This window comes from Ruegeria sp. HKCCD4884 (assembly GCF_013110855.1).
Lineage (GTDB): Bacteria > Pseudomonadota > Alphaproteobacteria > Rhodobacterales > Rhodobacteraceae > Ruegeria.
In genome coordinates, this window is the sequence record NZ_WVRJ01000001.1 from 333,412 (window position 1) to 351,801 (window position 18,390).

Sequence of the window (18,390 nt, forward strand, 5' to 3'; positions counted from 1 at the left end):
TAAGTTATGGCCGCTTTGGACCAGACCCAGGTGAAAGAGGGTGTCGATCAGGAAACCGTGGACGCGGTACGCGAGGTCGGCACCTATAAGTACGGCTGGGACACGGACATTGAGATGGAGTACGCGCCAAAAGGCGTGAACCCGGATATCGTCCGCCTGATCTCGGATAAGAATGATGAGCCGGAATGGATGACCGAATGGCGTCTGGCAGCATTTGAACGCTGGACCAAGATGGAAGAGCCCAAATGGGCGATGGTCAACTACCCTGAAATCGATTTCCAGGACCAGTATTACTATGCGCGTCCGAAATCCATGGAGGAAAAGCCCAAATCTCTGGATGAGGTCGATCCCAAGCTGCTGGCTACCTACGAGAAGCTGGGTATCCCACTGAAAGAACAGATGATCCTGGCTGGAGTAGAGGGCGCTGAAGATGCACCAGCCGAAGGCCGCAAGGTTGCTGTGGACGCGGTGTTCGACTCGGTTTCCGTAGGTACAACTTTTCAGGCCGAGTTGAAGAAGGCTGGCGTGATCTTCTGTTCGATTTCAGAAGCGATCAAAGAGCATCCTGAACTGGTCAAGAAGTACCTTGGCACTGTTGTTCCTGTTTCGGACAACTTTTATGCGACGCTGAACTCAGCCGTCTTCTCGGACGGGTCGTTTGTGTACATCCCGCCGGGCGTTCGTTGCCCGATGGAACTGAGCACTTACTTCCGCATCAACGCCGAAAACACCGGCCAGTTCGAACGCACGTTGATCATCGCCGACAAGGGCTCGTACGTCTCTTATCTGGAAGGCTGCACCGCGCCTCAGCGTGATACGGCCCAGCTGCACGCGGCTGTTGTCGAGATCATCGTCGAAGAAGATGCCGAGGTAAAATATTCGACCGTTCAGAACTGGTTCCCTGGGGATGAGAACGGCAAAGGCGGCATCTATAACTTTGTGACCAAACGCGCCGATTGCCGGGGTGATCGATCCAAAGTGATGTGGACGCAGGTTGAAACCGGCTCGGCCGTAACCTGGAAGTACCCGTCCTGCATCCTGCGCGGCAACGAAAGTCAGGGCGAGTTCTATTCGATCGCGATTGCCAACAACTATCAGCAGGCCGACACCGGCACCAAGATGGTACATCTAGGCAAGAACACCAAATCGCGCATCGTGTCCAAGGGTATCAGCGCAGGTAAGGCGCAGAACACTTATCGTGGTCTGGTTTCGATGCATCCGAAAGCCAAAGATAGCCGGAACTATACGCAGTGTGACTCTCTGTTGATTGGAGACAAATGCGGCGCACATACGGTTCCGTATATCGAGGTCAAGAACAACTCATCCCGTGTTGAGCATGAGGCGACGACATCTAAAGTGGATGACGATCAACTGTTCTACTGCCGTCAGCGCGGAATGGACGAGGAAGAGGCCGTGGCGCTGGTCGTCAACGGGTTCTGCAAGGACGTACTGCAAGCGCTGCCGATGGAATTTGCCATGGAAGCGCAGCAACTGGTGGCAATCTCGCTTGAGGGGAGCGTCGGCTAACTATGCGCCCGCGTTCCAAGATCAAACGGTTCGTTGACCGCACGGTTGCCAAAGTATTTGTCAGCCTATGCGGCCCTTTCGTGCGGTATTGCGATGCCGGCGGTCAATTTCTGCTGTTTGAAGTGTCCAATCCACGTGACGTGATCCAAGGACGCCATTTTTGGGGTGACGTGTATGAGCTTGGCCTGCTCCAAGACATATCGCGCTATCTGCCGAAAAACGCGCAAATCGCTGATATTGGAGCAAATATCGGTAACCATGCAGTGTATTGGGGGCGCGTTTGCGCAACCAAGATCGTCCGCGTAATCGAAGTTAACCCAGACGCTATCGCCATCTTGAAGCGCAACGTCAAGCTTAACAGCCTGGAAGACGTTGTTGACAGCTCGAAACTGGGTGTTGGAGCAGGGCGCGAGGCTGCTTCTGGCTTTGAACTTAAGCCTGAGGCGGGCAATCTAGGCGGCACGCAATTGACACCGGGATCTGGAAATCTGCGGGTAGAGGCCGGTGATACGTTGCTGGAAGGTATGTCACCGGATCTGATCAAAATCGACGTTGAAGGTATGGAGCTGGACGTGTTGGCAGGGTTGTCCCGCACGGTGGCTGCGACGCGCCCCATCATCTTTGTCGAGGTTGATCACAAAAACCGCACGTTCTTTCAGAAATGGATGGCCGAGCAAAACTACGAAACTCTTCGGAGCTTTGGCCAAGACCGCGACAACGAAAACTTCCTGATCGTTCCGGCCGAAAAAACCGAAACGTTTAAATCGAAATGACACCCGCGCAAGATGACGCGCGAATAGAGATAAGAGCCGAGGAAAAAATGCTGGAAATCAAGAACCTGCACGTGCAGCTTGAAGAAGAAGACAAGCAAATTCTCAAAGGTGTGGACCTGACGGTTGAAGCTGGCAAGGTACATGCAATTATGGGCCCTAACGGGTCTGGGAAATCGACGCTCAGCTATGTTTTGTCTGGTCGAGATGGTTATGAAGTCACCGAAGGTTCGGCCACCCTGGACGGCGAAGACCTGTTGGAAATGGAACCGGAAGAGCGTGCCGCAGCAGGTGTATTCCTGGCGTTCCAGTATCCCGTTGAGATCCCCGGCGTTGGCAACATGACTTTCCTGCGGACCGCTGTGAATGCGCAACGCAAGGCACGCGGAGAAGAAGAACTGTCGGCAGCCGACTTCCTGAAAGAAGTACGCGCAAAGGCGAAAACCCTGAAGATCGACGCTGATATGCTGAAGCGCCCGGTCAATGTGGGCTTCTCCGGCGGTGAGAAAAAGCGCAACGAGATCCTGCAGATGGCTATGCTGGAACCCAAGATGTGCATCATGGACGAGACCGACTCGGGCCTTGACGTGGATGCGATGAAACTGGTGGCCGAAGGTGTGAACGCCTTGCGCGATGAAGGCCGTGGTTTCCTGGTGATCACGCACTACCAGCGCTTGCTGGATCACATCAAACCGGATGTCGTGCACATCATGGCCGATGGCCGCATCGTCAAAACCGGTGGCCCGGATCTGGCGCTTGAGGTTGAAAACAACGGTTATGCCGACATTCTTGCCGAGGTGAACTGATGGCCTTGCCCGAAGTCAAACAATCCGCAACCGAGGCGCGGCTATCTGCGCTGACGATGCCCGACGCTGGCTGCACCCGTGCCGCGCGTGAAGACGCTTTGGCACGTGTTCTGGAAATCGGTCTTCCGGGGCGGCGCGATGAATACTGGAAATACACTCAGCCCGACACACTTGTCGCGCCCGACGCGATCCCCGCTGCAGTGTTTGCCGATGATGAGCCTCTGGTGTTCAGTGAATTTGATCGGCTCAACATCGTCTTCGTGGATGGTGTGTTCAGCGCCGAAGAGTCGGACGATCTGTCGATGGAAGGCGTAAGCATCGATCGCCTCGAGGACATTTGCTGCAAAGACATCCATTGGGCCAAAGATCTGTATGGCGTTTTGGAAGCCCGCGGCCAGTCTCCGGTTCAGCGTCCGTTGGCTGCGCTGAACACAGCTTTTGCGTCGGATGGTGTTGCAATCCATGTGACAGGCAAGCCGACTAAACCGATCAACCTGATCTATCGCCATGCGTCGTCGACGTCAGACGCGATCCTGCATCACGTTGTTCGTGTGGAAAGCGGGGCCGAGGCCACCATCCTGGAAACCGGTCCAGCAGCTTCGCGCTTTAACAAGTGCATGGAGATCGACATTGCGGACAACGGTACGTTGCACCACGTCCGTGCGCAGGGCAGGGACCATGAACGTCGCGCCGCGACCCATATGTTCACCCGTCTTGGAACGGAATCGGTCTATAAGTCATTCACGCTGACCGTAAACGGCGTCCTGACCCGCAACGAACAAATCGTTGAACTGACAGGTGATGACGCGGTGGCCCATGTGGCGGGTGCCTGCGTTGGAGATGGCGATTTTCATCACGACGACACGGTCTTCATCACCCATGACGCAGTGAATTGCGAAAGCCGTCAGGTGTTCAAGAAGGTTCTGCGCAACGGAGCAACTGGTGTGTTTCAAGGCAAAATCCTTGTAAAGGAAGGGGCCCAGAAAACTGACGGCTACCAGATCAGCCAATCGCTGCTTCTGGATGACGACAGCCAGTTCCTTGCCAAGCCCGAGCTTGAGATTTACGCCGACGATGTGGCGTGTTCGCATGGCTCGACTTCGGGCGCGATTGACGAAACCGCACTGTTCTATCTGCGCTCGCGCGGGGTTCCGACCAAGGACGCGACCAATATGCTGACACTTGCATTCCTGGCCGAAGCGGTGGACGAAGTCGAAGACAGCGCATTGGCAGAAGCGATTGTCAGCCGTCTGGAGGGGTGGCTCGCCCGCCGCAGCTGATGGCTCTTTCGTCAGACATTTTGGCAACTTACCGGGGGCCGGGGCGTGTTGTGCGCCGGCTTCTGGATTTGGGGCCACGTGAAGACCGCGCACTGGTGTTTGTCATGGGCTTTTGCATCGTCGCGTTTATTGCGCAGATGCCCGGCCTCGCACGCCAGGCGCATCTGGAAGGTGTTGAGCTGAACATGCTTCTGGGCGGTGCGCTGCTGGGCACCGTGTTCATCTTGCCGTTGTTCTTCTACACTCTGGCTTTGGTCTCGCACTGGGCCGCGCGATTGGTTGGCGGCAAGGGCTCGGCCTATGGGGCAAGGCTGGCCTTGTTCTGGGCACTGCTTTCGTCTGCACCGCTGGTTTTGCTGAATGGTCTGGTGGCTGGGTTCATCGGACCCGGACCTGCTTTGTCAATTGTGGGCATCCTCTGGGTTGCTGTTTTTGTGTGGTTCTGGTTATCCGGTCTCAGACAAGTGCAAAGGTCGGCTGAATGACTATTCCACAAATAGGCCCACTGGTGGTTCTGACGCTCAAGAAACCTGCCGAAGCAGCCCGTCAGATATTGGCATTGAATCTGGGGCGGGAAGCGGTCTGGCTGAGCTTTTTTCTGGTGGTGGTTTTTAACTGCCTGATCCAACTCAGCACGGACCTGATCTTTATGGCGCCCGAAGCCCCAGTGAACGCCGAGGCCGAAAGCATCCCGTTCATTCTAATCCGATCCGCTGGTGCGATGCTTCTGAGCGTTGTCGCCTTTCTTTTGGTCGGACGGGTTCTTGGCGGCAGTGCAACGCTTTCCGGCTTGTTGATCCTGATGATCTGGCTGAGTTTTTTGCAAAGCGGCGCGTTGCTGGCCATGGTTTTTGCCAGCGTGGCTTTGCCTGCTCTGACGCTTCTCTTGCTGCTGGCGACCTTGGGGTGGAGCCTTTACATAACGCTGCATTTTCTGAACGAGGCGCATCAATTCGGCTCGCTCGGTAAGGCATTTGCCGTAATTCTTTTGGCCGCTATTGTCGCCCTTCCCATTGTTCTGATGTTCAATCCAACCGGACCCGTCTAGGAAATACGCCTATGTACGATGTACAGAAAATCCGCTTTGACTTTCCGATCCTGTCGCGTCAGGTCAATGGCAAGCCTTTGACCTATCTGGACAATGGCGCCTCGGCTCAAAAACCGCAGGTCGTTATTGACGCTGTGACGCGCGCTTATGCCGAGGAATACTCGAACGTCCATCGCGGCTTGCATTACCTGTCCAATCTTGCAACCGAGAAGTACGAATCCGTGCGCGGCACCATTGCCCGCTTTCTTGGTGCTTCGAATGAGGACGAGATCGTCCTGAACTCGGGCACGACCGAAGGGATCAACCTTGTTGCTTATGGCTGGGCAATGCCGCGACTCGAAGCCGGGGACGAGATCGTTCTGAGCGTCATGGAGCATCACGCCAATATCGTACCCTGGCATTTTCTGCGCGAACGGCAGGGCGTTGTTCTTAAATGGGTGGATGTGGACTCTGACGGTTGGCTGGACCCTCAGGCCGTGATTGATGCGATTGGCCCAAAGACCAAGCTGGTTGCCGTAACCCAGTGTTCAAATGTGCTGGGCACGGTCGTAGATGTCAAAGCCATCACCGAAGGTGCCCATTCCAAAGGTGTTCCGGTTCTGGTGGACGGCAGCCAGGGCGCGGTCCATATGCCGGTGAACGTTGAAGAAATCGGATGTGATTTCTACGCGATCACAGGTCACAAGCTGTATGGCCCCTCCGGGTCAGGCGCGATTTACATCAAATCCGAACGTATGGCCGAAATGCGCCCCTTTATCGGCGGCGGTGACATGATCAAAGAGGTCAGCAAGGAACAGGTCATCTACAACGACCCGCCAATGAAGTTCGAGGCCGGTACACCCGGTATCGTTCAGACGATCGGTCTGGGTGTGGCACTGGATTATATGATGGATCTGGGGATGGCGAACATCGCGGCCCATGAATCAAGCCTGCGCGACTATGCCATGCAGCGCTTGAACGGTCTCAACTGGTTGCAGGTTCAGGGCACTCGGCCAGACAAGGCAGCCATTTTCAGCTTTACGCTGGACGGGGCAGGCCATGCGCATGATGTGTCTACCATCTTGGACAAAAAAGGCGTGGCCGTTCGTGCCGGGCATCACTGTGCCGGGCCGCTGATGGACCACCTGGGCGTGACCGCAACATGCCGCGCCAGCTTTGGTCTTTATAACACCACGGAAGAGGTCGACATACTGATCGATGCCCTTGAATTGGCACATGATCTATTCGCCTGACTTTGATCTGAAACTGGGTGCGACAAGCACGATTTCCAGTTGCACCCGAACCGGATCAAGGTTAGCTAACGACCAAGGCACCTGTAGCTCAGCTGGATAGAGCGCTGCCCTCCGAAGGCAGAGGCCAGAGGTTCGAATCCTCTCAGGTGCGCCATTTTCCTACATTTACTCAACCGTTTTGGATCGGACCAGTTTTCGGTTTCGCCAAGTTTTAAGAACGACCTCAGACACTCTCATTAAAGCGTAAATTTCTCTATCAGCACGTTTTGCGATACACTTTCCCGATGGGGTTGGTTCGCGTCACCTTTGATGGAGGAAAGAACGTGCAAGTCATCTCTTCAAAAAAAATGTTTATCGTTGTGGTCGTAATAGTTGCGGTTTTGGGCTGTACTGTTATTTCGGGTTATTCACTCCCCAGCGTTATTGGCTGGGTTATTGCCGGTGTGGTGCTTGCATTCATTCTTGGCAAGCTGACCGACGACGATTCAGACAGCGAAGATGAAGCAGAGAGCAACAATGTGTCTGCGTCTAATGTTGAATCGGATGTCGACAAGGAAAAGACGCGTGAGACTGGCAGCTCGACTGCCGAAGCTCCATCAACTAGCGACTCCGGAGGTGGTGACGCAGGCGGTGGAGGAGGAGATGCAGGGATATAGCAGGTAAAACCAGTATTCCTGCTACAAGCGTTTCAGATATGCGAGACCCGTTTTGGTTTGCGTTTTAACCGCGCCAAGAACGGACAACTCCGCAATCCATGTGAACGAAATTCGATCCATAATATTGGCCTACGCCACCTGCACGGCACGACATCGCGGCTTTGGCCATCTGCGAGACTGAGCGAGACGCCAGACGCAGGTCAGCAGCCTGACCTTCCATATGGAGGGATTTGCGCGCAACGCGACGCGACCGGGAACGCAACATCGCGTTGGTCTGAGGAGAACGATAACCGGACAGCAACATATACGGTTCATTCACATCCAGAAGGTTGTGTGATGCCGCCATGATATCAATCGTGCGCAAATCGATGGATTTAACCTGATCTGTGCGCCAATCGCGCATAAAATGGTTCACTTCTTTGACAGCGTCTTTGATATACTTACCATCGACCCAATAGATCATATCCAACCGTTCGCCCGTGCGACCGGAATACATACGAATGCGACGAATATCGCCGCCACCGCGCAAAAAGCCTGCTGCATTGGAATATGTGGGGGCTGCCGCGACTGCGGTAGCTGCAAATGCACCCAATAGGGCACGCCGGGTCAAGCCCGAGGAACTGCTCTTGGTCATTTTTGGTTCGTCCCGTACTGTTCCTGCCTGCGCACGATGTTACGCGCGCGGTATTAATTTTTTCCCATCCCAGATGCGGTTTTTATGACACAATCGGAATCAGGGGCCAAGAAGTGTTTCGGATTCACCTTTTCAAGGGGGAAATTTCGGCAGTTTTTTGCGCAAATGACACAGTGCCACTTAGAATTTGTGCAGCTGTGAGGTTTTTGCCAACCGGCCGATGCAAACACGCATCAGACATCATCAGAAGCGATTTGGTAAGGGATTTGTGAATAGACAAGTAATCGATGGCAAATCCATAGTTGCCTGACGCACATGTCCCAAGTTCAATCTATTGAATATTCAAGGCCCCGTAATGCTTTCTGTTTTCCGCACCAGTACCAGTATCCTTGTCACCGCTTGTTTTGCAGCAACCGCTGGTTTTGCGAACACAGCGTCTGCGCCCGAACCGAATACAGCGTTTCAAATGGCGATTGCGGAACACACGCCGCAGGCATCGACAATTGCCGAGTTTTACCGGACGAACGGGTTCGCTCCAATTTGGGTAGGTGAAACCCCTGAGCATATGCAACGCAGGACCGCGTTGATTGAAGCATTGTCCAACGCACATCTTCACGGTTTGCCCCATGCAGATGCTGCCGTCTCGGCATTGATTGATCAGATGGAACAGGCCCGGTCTGTTCGTGACCTTGGCGCGGTCGAGGCCGAACTCAGCCGGGTGTATGTAGAATACGCTGATGCGCTGTATTCCGGCACACTTGAACCTGGGCGTGTAGACGACGGACTGGTTCGGGGAGTGGAGCACCGAAGCGCAGCCGAGCATTTGTCAGGGTTGGCGGAGCAAGGCGCGCAATATCTGGAACAACTGTCGCCGCAAACCCCACAGTACCGCGCGCTGATGAAACAAAAGCTGCTGTTGCAAGCTTTGGTGGATCAAGGTGGTTGGGGGGCGACGGTACCGGTCGCGAAACTAGAGTATGGTGACACCGGGCCGAATGTCGTCAAACTGCGCAATCGTCTTGTGGCAATGGGGTACATGAGACCGTCGGCCAGCCCGTCTTTTGACGATGCGCTGCTGGCTGGCGTTCAGGCTTTTCAAACGGCGCATGGGCTGGAACCTGACGGTGTCGCTGGCCAAGGCACAATTACCGAGTTGAACCGTCCGGCCTCGGACCGCCTAAAGGCAGTCTATGTCGCGCTGGAAAGAGAACGCTGGCTGCCGCGAGAGCGTGGTGCGCGTCATATTCTGGTGAACCAGGCTGATTTCTCGGCCAAGATCGTCGATGACGGGCAGGTTACGTTTGAAACCCGCGCGGTGATTGGCAAGAACACACATGATCGCCGCAGCCCCGAGTTTTCGGATGTGATGGAGCATATGGTGATCAACCCCAGCTGGTATGTGCCACGCTCGATCATCACCAAGGAATACCTGCCTAAACTGCAGTCCAATCCTAACGCCGTGGGGCATATTCAAATCACTGACCGCAGCGGGCGGCAGGTTAATCGTGGGGCTGTGGATTTCACTCAGTTCACGGCGCGAAACTTCCCGTTTGCAATGCGCCAGCCCCCCAGCAAAAGCAACGCGCTGGGTTTGGTGAAGTTCATGTTCCCCAACAAGTACAACATCTATCTGCATGATACACCACAGAAAAGTCTGTTCGCACGTGAGGTGCGGGCGTTCTCGCACGGGTGTATACGCTTGGCGCAACCTTTCGAATTCGCCTATGCGCTGCTGGCAAAACAAGAGGAAGACCCCAAGGAGTTCTTTCACCGTGTTCTCAAGACCGGCAAGGAAACCAAAGTTGAACTGGACCAGCATGTGCCAGTGCATCTGATCTATCGCACCGCCTATATCGGGCCGAAGGGCGAGGTGCAGTATCGCCGCGACGTCTATAACCGCGATGCCAAGATTTGGGACGCACTTCAAAAGGCAGGGGTAGCCCTGCCGGACGTTCAGGGGTAAGCACGGGGCAAATCCTGCCAAAAGGAAACCCGTCATGCAGTTTACCGTTCAACAAATCGCCGACGCTCTGAGCGCAGATTGCCGGGGCGATACAGGCCTGACGATTGTGCGGGCTGCTGAACCCAGTGATGCTGGTCCGACAGATCTGGCGATGGCGATGTCTCCGAATTACGCTGACGCGCTTTCAGGTGGAGAGGCCCGCGCTGCGGTTTTGTGGGAGGGCGCGGATTGGCAGGGTATGGGGCTACGTGCGGCGATCTTTGTCAAACGTCCCCGTATGGCCATGGCGGGCATCACTGCCATGCTGGATCGTGGACAAGGGGTAGAGCCGGGAATTCACCCGTCGGCTGTGATTGATCCGACGGCAGAGATTGCTGCAGATGTCTCTATCGGGCCTCTTACAGTTGTCGGTGCCCGCGCCCGGATCGGGGCGGGATCTGTGATTGGCGCGCATTGCACGATCGGCATCGATGCCACACTGGGAGAGCGTGCGTTGCTGCGCGAGATGGTCAGTATCGGTGCCCGCGCGCAAATCGGAGACCGCTTTGTCGCGCAACCTGGTGCCCGGATCGGAGGCGATGGCTTTAGCTTTGTCACCCCCGAAGTCTCTGGCGCTGAGAACGCCCGCAAGACCATGGGTGATCAAGGCGAGGCCAAAGCACAAAGCTGGCTTCGCATCCACTCTTTGGGCGCGGTTGAGATCGGTGATGACGTCGAGGTCGGATCAAACTGCACTGTCGACAACGGCACGATCCGCAATACCCGGATCGGAGACGGCTCGAAACTGGATAATTTGGTACATGTGGGGCACAATACGCGTGTGGGGCGCGATTGCCTTTTGTGTGGTCAGACCGGTGTTTCGGGGTCTGTCGAGATTGGCAATAACGTTGTTCTGGGTGGTCAGACTGGCGTCGTTGATAACATCTTTATTGGTGACGGTGTGATTGCCGGTGGAGGCACAAAAATTCTGTCTAACGTACCGGCAGGCCGCGTCATAATGGGTTATCCGGGCATCAAAATGGATACTCATACGGACATCTACAAAGCCCAACGCCGTTTACCGCGCATGGCCCGCGACGTTGAGGCACTTAAAAAGGCTGTTTTCAAACAGTCGCCGAGTGATTAAATCATCCTCAGAACGAAAGTCAGGGGACCGACATGAGCATCAGCGACCGCGTCATCGCAATCATTGCAGAGCAGGCCGTGCTGGAGCCATCGGATGTGACGCCCGAAAGCACGCTTGAGGACTTGGGTATCGACAGCCTGGGTCTGGTAGAAAGCATCTTTGCAATCGAAGAAGAGTTCGACATTTCGGTTCCGTTCAATGCCAACGAGCCTGAAGCCAATGATTTCGATATCTCCAATGTGGCCGCCATCATTGCCGGGATCGAACAGCTTGTGTCGGAAAAGGTCTGACCTGCCTCATGAAACGTGTTGTTATTACCGGCGCAGGTACGATCAACTCTCTGGGCCATTCGGTACCTGACACTTTGGAGGCCATGCGCGAAGGTCGTTGTGGCATCTCGGAACTGGAATTTCGCGATGTCGATCGTCTGGCCATCAAGATCGGCGGTCAGGTCCGGGGGTTCGAGGCGGAAGGGCGGTTCAACCGTCAACAGATGTCCTTGTACGACCGGTTCACTCAGTTCACCCTGACGGCTGCCAAAGAGGCTATTGAACAGTCAGGCATCGAGTTTCACGGTGAATTGGCGGCCAGATCAGGCGTCGTGCTTGGAACCGCAGGTGGCGGTGTTTCGACCTGGGATGACAATTATCGTTCGGTCTACGAGGATGGTAAGAACCGTGTGCACCCGTTTGTTGTTCCCAAACTGATGAACAATGCCGCGGCGAGCCACGTGTCGATGGAGCATAACCTCAAAGGGCCCAGCTTTACCGTCTCGACCGCTTGTGCCTCTTCCAATCACGCCATGGCACAAGCCTTTCAGATGGTGCGCAGCGGGGCGGCTCCGGCGATGATCACAGGCGGGTCAGAATCCATGTTGTGTTTCGGCGGGATCAAAGCGTGGGAAGGCTTGCGCGTGATGTCCAAAGACGCGTGCCGCCCGTTCAGCGCCAACCGCAACGGAATGGTTCAGGGCGAAGGGGCTGGCATATTTGTGTTCGAAGAATACGAACATGCGCGCGCACGCGGGGCTGAAGTTCTGTGTGAAGTTGTCGGCTTTGCGATGTCTTCGGATGCGGCCGACATTGTGATGCCCAGTAAACAGGGGGCCGCGCGGGCCATGGCGGGCGCTCTGTCTGATGCCAGGCTGAACGCCAGCGATGTCTGTTATGTCAACGCCCACGGCACAGGCACGGCAGCCAATGACAAAACCGAGTGCGCAGCCGTTGCAGATGTATTTGGACCGCATGCAGATGATCTGATGATATCGTCCACAAAATCCATGCACGGCCACCTGATCGGTGGGACCGGAGCTGTGGAATTGCTGGCTTGTATCATGGCCCTGCGGGACGGGGTGATTGCACCAACCATCGGATATGAAGAGCCGGACCCGGAATGTGCGCTGGATGTGGTGCCGAATGTCGCCCGTGAAGCGAAAGTTGACGTGGCCCTGAGCAATGCGTTTGCCTTTGGCGGGCTGAATGCTGTCTTGGCGCTGAAGCGAGTTTAAGAAAAAACGACGCTCAAATAGAAAAGGCCGCCACGGAACGGGCGGCCTTTTTGTGGCGTGCACTTAGTTTTGCAAGACGTCCAGCTTGTCGTAACCACTGGTGAAACCGGCCAGCGACATTTCGATTTGCAAGAGCTGATTGGGGGCTAGGATGGACACCATAGAAATAGTGGCCGTGCTGCCCCCCTTCATTGCGTCGATGTCGCCTTGGGTAAAGCCCAACTGCGCCACGCAGCCCACGGGGTTGCAGTGATGATAGTTGTACCTTTTGCTGGGTGCACCATCGATGGATATGGCAATTTGGGCCTGCAGCAATGTCTCAAGCGGTACAATCAGGCTGGCGGCAGCAACGGCTGTAGCACCTTCGGGCAGTTTGTTGACTGAGATTTCCGCAACCGGTTGTCCCTCGGCACCAGACAGAATTTGACGCAGCAGGCAAGGATCATTGTCTCCTTCGGTCTTTAAGCACGTGATGTTCCAGTCACCGCTTTCTTCTTTGACGTATTGGTCGCCAACGCGGGGGCCGCTTTCACCCAGATCCAATTCCTGTGTAGCTTGGGTCTGGGGTACCTCTGTCTGCGCTTGTGTGTCGTCAGTGGTTTCCTGGGCAAATGCCGCGCTGCTTACAAAGGCGGCTGCCAGTACATTCGCGGAGAGAAGTTTCTTGATCATGAATGCCTCGATTTGATGATTGAGCTTTTGGCCTCGTTTAGCATTCTTCCGAACCGGTGTCAGGCACTAACAGAGCAGCCCGGAGGAACGTGAACAGATTCTTGCCCGACGCTTTAGAAAAGGCCCTTCCACACATAGAAAAAGGGAGCCGTTTTATCAGCTCCCTTCCTCAAAAGGTTCTCCCCGTCGGACTGGCCGACTTATTTATGCGCAAACCCTACGAGAGCGGTGCCGGTGGGTCAACAGCTATCCTGAAATTTTAATCCAACCCTCAGCACTTGAACATGTGTTGGCGCAGGCAAAAAAAGCCGTGCCCGAAGGCACGGCCAGTCGACAGGGAGGAAGTCTGCCCTGCGAGATCAAAAAACCACCGCAAGGCAAAAGGACTATCGCAGTCAAAGGTTAACTTTGTATGCTGGTCACGGATCGGTGAGCTATAAGGCAGTGTTAATGGGCAAGACTATTTTTTTGGGCGGCGGTGGTGAAGGGTATGGCACACCGCAGGAATTGGCGTTGAACTTCGCAAATCGCCACGGATTGATCGCGGGTGCGACAGGAACGGGTAAAACCGTGACACTGCAGATACTTGCCGAAGGGTTTTCACAAGCGGGCGTCCCGGTGTTTCTGTCCGACGTAAAAGGCGACCTGTCCGGTCTGGCCGTGGCTGGCAGCGCGTCGCACAAACTGCATCAGGCCTTAATGGACCGCGTTGAACGTATCGGGTTTTCGACGTTCAACTATGCTGCTTGCCCCGTGACGTTCTGGGATCTTTTTGGTGAACAGGGCCACCCGGTGCGCACAACCGTTACAGAGATGGGACCGCTTCTGTTGTCGCGCCTGCTGGAACTGAGCGAAGCGCAGGAAGGCATTCTGAACATCGCCTTCCGGGTGGCTGATGAAGAAGGGATGCCGCTACTGGATCTTAAAGACCTTCAGGCATTGCTGGTCTGGATCGGAGAAAATCGCGCGCAGCTGTCCCTGCGCTATGGCAACGTGTCGACCTCTTCGATCGGCGCAATTCAAAGACGATTGTTGGTGCTTGAAAATCAGGGTGGCACCAAATTGTTTGGCGAACCGGCATTGGATCTGGCTGATCTGATGCGTGTTGACGAAAACGGGCAGGGGATGATGAACATCCTCGCATCGGACAAACTGATGGCCTCACCCCGGCTCTATGCAACCTTCCTGCTCTGGCTGTTGAGTGAGTTGTTTGAAGAACTGCCCGAAGTTGGCGACCCCGAAAAACCAAAGCTGGTCTTTTTCTTCGACGAAGCGCACCTGCTGTTCGACGACGCCCCAAAGGTTTTGGTGGACAAGGTTGAACAGGTGGCACGACTGATCCGTTCAAAAGGCGTTGGCGTCTATTTCATCACGCAAAACCCGGCGGATATTCCCGAAGACATTCTGGGCCAACTGGGCAATCGTGTCCAACACGCACTACGGGCCTTTACAGCGCGTGACCGTAAGAACCTGCGTATGGCCGCCGAAACGTACCGAGAGAACCCGGCTTTCGACACCGAAGCTGCGATCCGAGAGGTTGGCGTTGGTGAGGCCGTGACCTCGATGCTGCAAAAGAAAGGGGTTCCCGGCATTGTCGAACGCACCTTGATTCGTCCTCCGGGATCTCAGCTGGGGCCGATTTCTAGCGCTGATCGCAAAGCGATTTTGGCGGCGTCCCCGATGGCAGGAAAATATGACAAAAGTATAGATCGCAAATCTGCCTTTGAGATTCTGCAGGCGCGTGCCGAGGCGGCCGCAAAAGCTGCAGAGCAAGCGGAATTGGATGATGTGCTGGAAGCTCAATCGCCAATGGAACGCGAGTTTTCCGCGGCTCGCAGATATTCTGGCAGTCGGGTCGGGCGGTCGTCTTCACGTGTGCAGCGCAGAAAAGACACGTTCGCAACTGCAATGACAGACGCTGTGATCAAAGAGCTGAAGGGAACAACCGGGCGTCGCATTGTGCGCGGTATTCTGGGCGGTCTGTTCAAAAACAGATAGCGGCGCGGCGCCCATGAAGGGCGCCGACGTAATCATTTCAACCGGCGCTGACCTTCCTGGCGGCAATAGGCATCTGCCTGCGGGACTGACATTTTGGTTGCAGGGAAATCGATGGCGCGATCCCATGTTACCCGGTCCTGGCGGTACAACTGACAGGTCACAACGCCCTCGGGGGTCTGAACCTTGACAGGTGCTGTCTCAAGATCTTCTGGTCTGGGAATACAGGCGGCTGTTGTAACGGCAACAACCGAAAGCAGGAAAACAGTTCCGAAGCGTGGTGCTTTCATTTTTTACTCTTATCAACACGTTTGAATGATCGTTTCAGATCGGCTTGGGCGGGTGTGAGTGCCAGCAACAGACCGCAAAAGAAAAACACTGCGGTGGGTTCGTGTATTCAGAAACCGTTAGGGAATCAAGAAACCGCGCCCTTTGGAGGCGCGGTTTCACGAATTGGTTATCGTTTGATCCTATTTCTCAGGTATCAGGCCCCTTGGGCTAAATCTGAGAACAATCAACAGGATAAGACCCATAGTGAACAGGCGCATATGGGCAGAGCTTTCGATCAGGTGCGCTTTTAGCCAACTTCCATCCGGCATGCCTGCGGTGATCAGGTTCATCAGCCACAGGCCGATTGGCTCCACCTGAACCCACAGGAACCAGATCAGAAATGCCCCAAGAACAGAGCCGAAATTGTTGCCCGAACCGCCAACGATCACCATCACCCAGACCAGAAAGGTAAAACGCAGAGGCTGGTAGGCGCTTGGTGTCAGCTGACCGTCCAGCGTGGTCATCATGGCCCCTGCGATCCCGCAAATGGCCGACCCTAGAACAAAGATTTGCAAGTGGCGGCGGGTCACGTCCTTGCCCATTGCCTCGGCCGCGACCTCATTGTCACGGATCGCGCGCATCATGCGGCCCCACGGGCTTTTCAATGCCATCTGGGCCATCCACAGCAACGCCAGCAGGACGATCAGGAACAGCAGCGAATAACCAAGTTTGACCGAAAGGGTAGAGGCTGTGACCGGATCAAGCCCGAACCATTCCGCGCGCGCCAGAAACGCCGGATCTTGTTGCAGTTCAACTTCGTAACCGACAACAGGGGACGGGCGCGGAATGCCGTAGACATTTTTAACGCCCCGGGCCAGCCAGTCTTCGTTCTTCATTACGGCAATGATGATCTCGGCAATACCCAGCGTGGCAATCGCCAGATAATCCGACCGCAGACCCAAAGCCGTTTTACCGATCAGCCAGGCAGCGCCCGCCGCAAGCAATCCACCGGCGGGCCAGGCCAGCAGAACCGGGAGGTTCAGACCGCCGATATTACCTGCAATCGCTGGGTCGATAGCTTCGACTGCAGCAACATTAGGGTCAAACACAGCACGGTAAATGAAGAACCCAACAACCAGAACTGCGATGATGGTCAGGGTCTGAGCCCGACCTTTCGGCATCTTGGTCGCCACCAGAACAGCGGCAACAACGGTCGCAGCCCCCAACAGCAGTGACAAAACAATCCCGTAACCGCCCGCACTCCAGGCCCCCGGCGTAGGCGGTGTTGACACCAGCACCACGGCCAGACCGCCAAGCGCGACAAAGCCCATCACACCTACGTTGAACAGGCCCGCAAAGCCCCATTGCAGGTTGACCCCAATCGCCATGATGGCCGAGATCAACCCCATGTTCAGGATCAGAATGGCGGTATTCCAGCTTTGGGTGAAACCTGTCAGCAGGATCAAACTGGCGACAACAGCAAAAAGCAGCGTGTTCTTGACAGACTCGGTCATACCGCTTTCCCCTTGAACAGGCCCGTGGGCTTAAACAGAAGCACGATCAGCAGGATCACGAAGCTGACGGCGAATTTGTAATCGGTGGACAGGAACTGGACCAAGCCTGAGGGTTCCAGACTTTCCGGAGCCAGATAGGTCAGCACCTTTTTCCAAGCGTAGGTGATGGTCACCTCGGAAAACGCGATGATGAACCCGCCTGCGATGGCACCCAGCGGGTTGCCAAGCCCGCCCACAATGGCCGACGCAAAGATTGGCAGCAGAAGTTGGAAATAGACGAAGGGCTTAAAGCTCTTGTCGAGACCGTACAGCACTCCCGCTGTGGTCGCCAATGCGGCCACGATGATCCATGTGATCATCACCACACGCTCGGGGTTGATGCCGGACAGCAGCGCCAAATCCTCGTTATCCGAATAGGCACGCATGGACTTGCCGGTGCGGGTCTTGTTGAGGAACCAGAACAGCAACGCCACGGCGACAACGGCCACGATCACGGTGATGCCCTGAGAAGTTTTGATCGCCAATCCCTCGCGCAGTCCGGTCAGTGCCTTGAAATCGCGCGCCGAGATAATGAACCGTGCACCGTCCGAGAACCTCTGGTCATCCGGCCCGATGATAAAGCGCACGATGCCGTTCATGATGAACATCACGCCCATCGAGACGATCACGAGGATCACCGGTTTGGCCTTTTGTTCCCGGTAGAACCTGTAAACCAGCCGGTCAGTGATCAGCACCAGAACGATACAGCCCAGAATGGCAAAGGGCAGGGCGAGCAGAGCAGTTGGCAGCGGCCCAAAACTGACCCCGGCGGCTTGTAAGCCCCACGTGACCAGAACAGCGATCATTGCGCCAAAGGCCATCGTGTCGCCATGGGCAAAGTTCGAAAACCGCAGGATGCCATAGATCAGCGTCACCCCCAAAGCCCCCAGCGCCAACTGGCTGCCATAGGCGATTGCGGGAACAAGGACGAAGTTGGAGAGCGCCACAAGGGCGTTAAGGAAGTCCATTAGCTATTTACCTCGCAGCGGCCAAGGCCGGTCAGGCTTATACCTTTGCCTACAAAGACGTAGGTCGTGTACGCGACAATCCCATCAGCGAACAAGCTGAAGGTGTAAGATGCTGATCGATCAGAATCCCAGCCATGTGCGGTCATCAAGTCATCGGTCACTTGCTGGACCTTTAGCAACGGCAAACTGTCATCTCCAAGGTCAAAACGAAGCTGGTTGTCTGGCAAGGTTACAAAGTCGAAATCAACTCCGAGACCCGTTTTGGTTGTCTGACATGCATCTACATTAACACACGTGTATTCCAGCTTACATCTCGTGACGTCTTGTGCGGTGGCCGCACCGGTATTGGCAGAAAGAACTGCCATGAGGGCCAAAACTTTCAT

General features: G+C 55.3%; 19 protein-coding genes and 1 tRNA gene. 14 read left to right on the top strand and 6 right to left on the bottom strand.

Annotated elements, in window-relative coordinates:
• The first annotated feature begins 6 nt into the window (after nucleotides 1-6).
• From sufB to GS636_RS01595, 9 genes are all read left to right on the top strand, one after another.
• Nucleotides 7-1,527, top strand: a complete 1,521-nt coding sequence (sufB, locus tag GS636_RS01555) for a Fe-S cluster assembly protein SufB (RefSeq protein ID WP_171089979.1) — start codon at nucleotides 7-9, stop codon at nucleotides 1,525-1,527.
• A gap of 2 nt (nucleotides 1,528-1,529) precedes the next feature.
• Nucleotides 1,530-2,300: an FkbM family methyltransferase gene (locus GS636_RS01560; RefSeq protein ID WP_171668213.1), complete on the top strand. Its 771-nt coding sequence runs from the start codon at nucleotides 1,530-1,532 to the stop codon at nucleotides 2,298-2,300.
• A 47-nt stretch (nucleotides 2,301-2,347) separates the two neighbouring features.
• Nucleotides 2,348-3,103 (top strand): Fe-S cluster assembly ATPase SufC, encoded by a 756-nt coding sequence (gene sufC, locus GS636_RS01565; protein ID WP_171089980.1) that lies wholly within the window; start codon nucleotides 2,348-2,350, stop codon nucleotides 3,101-3,103.
• Nucleotides 3,103-4,383: a SufD family Fe-S cluster assembly protein gene (locus GS636_RS01570; protein WP_171668214.1), complete on the top strand. Its 1,281-nt coding sequence runs from the start codon at nucleotides 3,103-3,105 to the stop codon at nucleotides 4,381-4,383. The genes sufC and GS636_RS01570 overlap by 1 nt, the downstream gene beginning before the upstream one ends.
• Complete coding sequence (locus GS636_RS01575; protein WP_171089983.1) at nucleotides 4,383-4,868, top strand: YIP1 family protein; 486 nt, start codon at nucleotides 4,383-4,385, stop codon at nucleotides 4,866-4,868. The genes GS636_RS01570 and GS636_RS01575 overlap by 1 nt, the downstream gene beginning before the upstream one ends.
• Nucleotides 4,865-5,431 carry a YIP1 family protein gene (locus tag GS636_RS01580; RefSeq protein ID WP_171668215.1) on the top strand — a complete coding sequence of 189 codons (567 nt, stop codon included), beginning with the start codon at nucleotides 4,865-4,867 and terminating at the stop codon, nucleotides 5,429-5,431. The genes GS636_RS01575 and GS636_RS01580 overlap by 4 nt, the downstream gene beginning before the upstream one ends.
• A gap of 11 nt (nucleotides 5,432-5,442) precedes the next feature.
• Entirely contained in the window at nucleotides 5,443-6,663 is a 1,221-nt protein-coding gene (locus tag GS636_RS01585; protein ID WP_171668216.1) for a cysteine desulfurase, read from the top strand.
• 77 nt (nucleotides 6,664-6,740) lie between these two features.
• A tRNA-Arg gene (locus GS636_RS01590) sits at nucleotides 6,741-6,817 on the top strand.
• A 169-nt stretch (nucleotides 6,818-6,986) separates the two neighbouring features.
• Entirely contained in the window at nucleotides 6,987-7,319 is a 333-nt protein-coding gene (locus GS636_RS01595) for a hypothetical protein (RefSeq protein ID WP_171668217.1), read from the top strand.
• Nucleotides 7,320-7,383: 64 nt separating this feature from the next.
• Here the strand turns inward: GS636_RS01595 and GS636_RS01600 are convergent, their stop codons facing one another.
• A complete protein-coding gene (locus tag GS636_RS01600) occupies nucleotides 7,384-7,953 on the bottom strand; it encodes a DUF882 domain-containing protein (RefSeq protein ID WP_171089991.1) in 570 nt (189 codons plus the stop codon).
• A 355-nt stretch (nucleotides 7,954-8,308) separates the two neighbouring features.
• Between GS636_RS01600 and GS636_RS01605 the strand changes: the two genes are divergently transcribed.
• The 4 genes from GS636_RS01605 to GS636_RS01620 are packed head-to-tail and all read left to right on the top strand — an operon-like array spanning nucleotide 8,309 to nucleotide 12,549.
• Complete coding sequence (locus GS636_RS01605; protein ID WP_171668218.1) at nucleotides 8,309-9,916, top strand: murein L,D-transpeptidase; 1,608 nt, start codon at nucleotides 8,309-8,311, stop codon at nucleotides 9,914-9,916.
• A 34-nt stretch (nucleotides 9,917-9,950) separates the two neighbouring features.
• Complete coding sequence (lpxD, locus tag GS636_RS01610; protein ID WP_171668219.1) at nucleotides 9,951-11,042, top strand: UDP-3-O-(3-hydroxymyristoyl)glucosamine N-acyltransferase; 1,092 nt, start codon at nucleotides 9,951-9,953, stop codon at nucleotides 11,040-11,042.
• A 32-nt stretch (nucleotides 11,043-11,074) separates the two neighbouring features.
• Nucleotides 11,075-11,332, top strand: coding sequence for an acyl carrier protein (locus tag GS636_RS01615; RefSeq protein WP_171089997.1), 258 nt, complete (start codon nucleotides 11,075-11,077; stop codon nucleotides 11,330-11,332).
• Between the two features lie 8 nt (nucleotides 11,333-11,340).
• Nucleotides 11,341-12,549, top strand: a complete 1,209-nt coding sequence (locus tag GS636_RS01620) for a beta-ketoacyl synthase (RefSeq protein WP_171668220.1) — start codon at nucleotides 11,341-11,343, stop codon at nucleotides 12,547-12,549.
• 63 nt (nucleotides 12,550-12,612) lie between these two features.
• Here the strand turns inward: GS636_RS01620 and GS636_RS01625 are convergent, their stop codons facing one another.
• Nucleotides 12,613-13,221, bottom strand: a complete 609-nt coding sequence (locus GS636_RS01625) for an invasion associated locus B family protein (RefSeq protein WP_171090001.1) — start codon at nucleotides 13,219-13,221, stop codon at nucleotides 12,613-12,615.
• A gap of 450 nt (nucleotides 13,222-13,671) precedes the next feature.
• Between GS636_RS01625 and GS636_RS01630 the strand changes: the two genes are divergently transcribed.
• The gene (locus GS636_RS01630; RefSeq protein WP_171668221.1) at nucleotides 13,672-15,219 is read left to right on the top strand and encodes a helicase HerA-like domain-containing protein; all 1,548 of its coding nucleotides are present in this window, start codon (nucleotides 13,672-13,674) and stop codon (nucleotides 15,217-15,219) included.
• Between the two features lie 32 nt (nucleotides 15,220-15,251).
• Here the strand turns inward: GS636_RS01630 and GS636_RS01635 are convergent, their stop codons facing one another.
• The 4 genes from GS636_RS01635 to GS636_RS01650 form a co-directional block, all read right to left on the bottom strand.
• Nucleotides 15,252-15,506 (bottom strand): hypothetical protein, encoded by a 255-nt coding sequence (locus tag GS636_RS01635; RefSeq protein WP_171183191.1) that lies wholly within the window; start codon nucleotides 15,504-15,506, stop codon nucleotides 15,252-15,254.
• A 180-nt stretch (nucleotides 15,507-15,686) separates the two neighbouring features.
• Complete coding sequence (locus GS636_RS01640; protein ID WP_171668222.1) at nucleotides 15,687-17,000, bottom strand: branched-chain amino acid ABC transporter permease; 1,314 nt, start codon at nucleotides 16,998-17,000, stop codon at nucleotides 15,687-15,689.
• Nucleotides 16,997-18,007, bottom strand: coding sequence for a branched-chain amino acid ABC transporter permease (locus GS636_RS01645; RefSeq protein WP_171668223.1), 1,011 nt, complete (start codon nucleotides 18,005-18,007; stop codon nucleotides 16,997-16,999). Before GS636_RS01645 ends, GS636_RS01640 begins: the two co-directional genes overlap by 4 nt.
• Entirely contained in the window at nucleotides 18,007-18,390 is a 384-nt protein-coding gene (locus tag GS636_RS01650) for a hypothetical protein (RefSeq protein ID WP_171668224.1), read from the bottom strand. The genes GS636_RS01645 and GS636_RS01650 overlap by 1 nt, the downstream gene beginning before the upstream one ends.

Excerpts from the sequence above, each read along its gene's own strand:
- sufB (WP_171089979.1), top strand. The coding sequence starts at position 7 with ATGGCCGCTTTGGACCAGACCCAGGTGAAAGAGGGTGTCGATCAGGAA.
- GS636_RS01560 (WP_171668213.1), top strand. The coding sequence starts at position 1,530 with ATGCGCCCGCGTTCCAAGATCAAACGGTTCGTTGACCGCACGGTTGCC.
- sufC (WP_171089980.1), top strand. The coding sequence starts at position 2,348 with ATGCTGGAAATCAAGAACCTGCACGTGCAGCTTGAAGAAGAAGACAAG.
- GS636_RS01570 (WP_171668214.1), top strand. The coding sequence starts at position 3,103 with ATGGCCTTGCCCGAAGTCAAACAATCCGCAACCGAGGCGCGGCTATCT.
- GS636_RS01575 (WP_171089983.1), top strand. The coding sequence starts at position 4,383 with ATGGCTCTTTCGTCAGACATTTTGGCAACTTACCGGGGGCCGGGGCGT.
- GS636_RS01580 (WP_171668215.1), top strand. The coding sequence starts at position 4,865 with ATGACTATTCCACAAATAGGCCCACTGGTGGTTCTGACGCTCAAGAAA.
- GS636_RS01585 (WP_171668216.1), top strand. The coding sequence starts at position 5,443 with ATGTACGATGTACAGAAAATCCGCTTTGACTTTCCGATCCTGTCGCGT.
- GS636_RS01600 (WP_171089991.1), bottom strand. The coding sequence starts at position 7,953 with ATGACCAAGAGCAGTTCCTCGGGCTTGACCCGGCGTGCCCTATTGGGT.
- GS636_RS01605 (WP_171668218.1), top strand. The coding sequence starts at position 8,309 with ATGCTTTCTGTTTTCCGCACCAGTACCAGTATCCTTGTCACCGCTTGT.
- lpxD (WP_171668219.1), top strand. The coding sequence starts at position 9,951 with ATGCAGTTTACCGTTCAACAAATCGCCGACGCTCTGAGCGCAGATTGC.
- GS636_RS01615 (WP_171089997.1), top strand. The coding sequence starts at position 11,075 with ATGAGCATCAGCGACCGCGTCATCGCAATCATTGCAGAGCAGGCCGTG.
- GS636_RS01620 (WP_171668220.1), top strand. The coding sequence starts at position 11,341 with ATGAAACGTGTTGTTATTACCGGCGCAGGTACGATCAACTCTCTGGGC.
- GS636_RS01625 (WP_171090001.1), bottom strand. The coding sequence starts at position 13,221 with ATGATCAAGAAACTTCTCTCCGCGAATGTACTGGCAGCCGCCTTTGTA.
- GS636_RS01630 (WP_171668221.1), top strand. The coding sequence starts at position 13,672 with ATGGGCAAGACTATTTTTTTGGGCGGCGGTGGTGAAGGGTATGGCACA.
- GS636_RS01635 (WP_171183191.1), bottom strand. The coding sequence starts at position 15,506 with ATGAAAGCACCACGCTTCGGAACTGTTTTCCTGCTTTCGGTTGTTGCC.
- GS636_RS01640 (WP_171668222.1), bottom strand. The coding sequence starts at position 17,000 with ATGACCGAGTCTGTCAAGAACACGCTGCTTTTTGCTGTTGTCGCCAGT.
- GS636_RS01645 (WP_171668223.1), bottom strand. The coding sequence starts at position 18,007 with ATGGACTTCCTTAACGCCCTTGTGGCGCTCTCCAACTTCGTCCTTGTT.
- GS636_RS01650 (WP_171668224.1), bottom strand. The coding sequence starts at position 18,390 with ATGAAAGTTTTGGCCCTCATGGCAGTTCTTTCTGCCAATACCGGTGCG.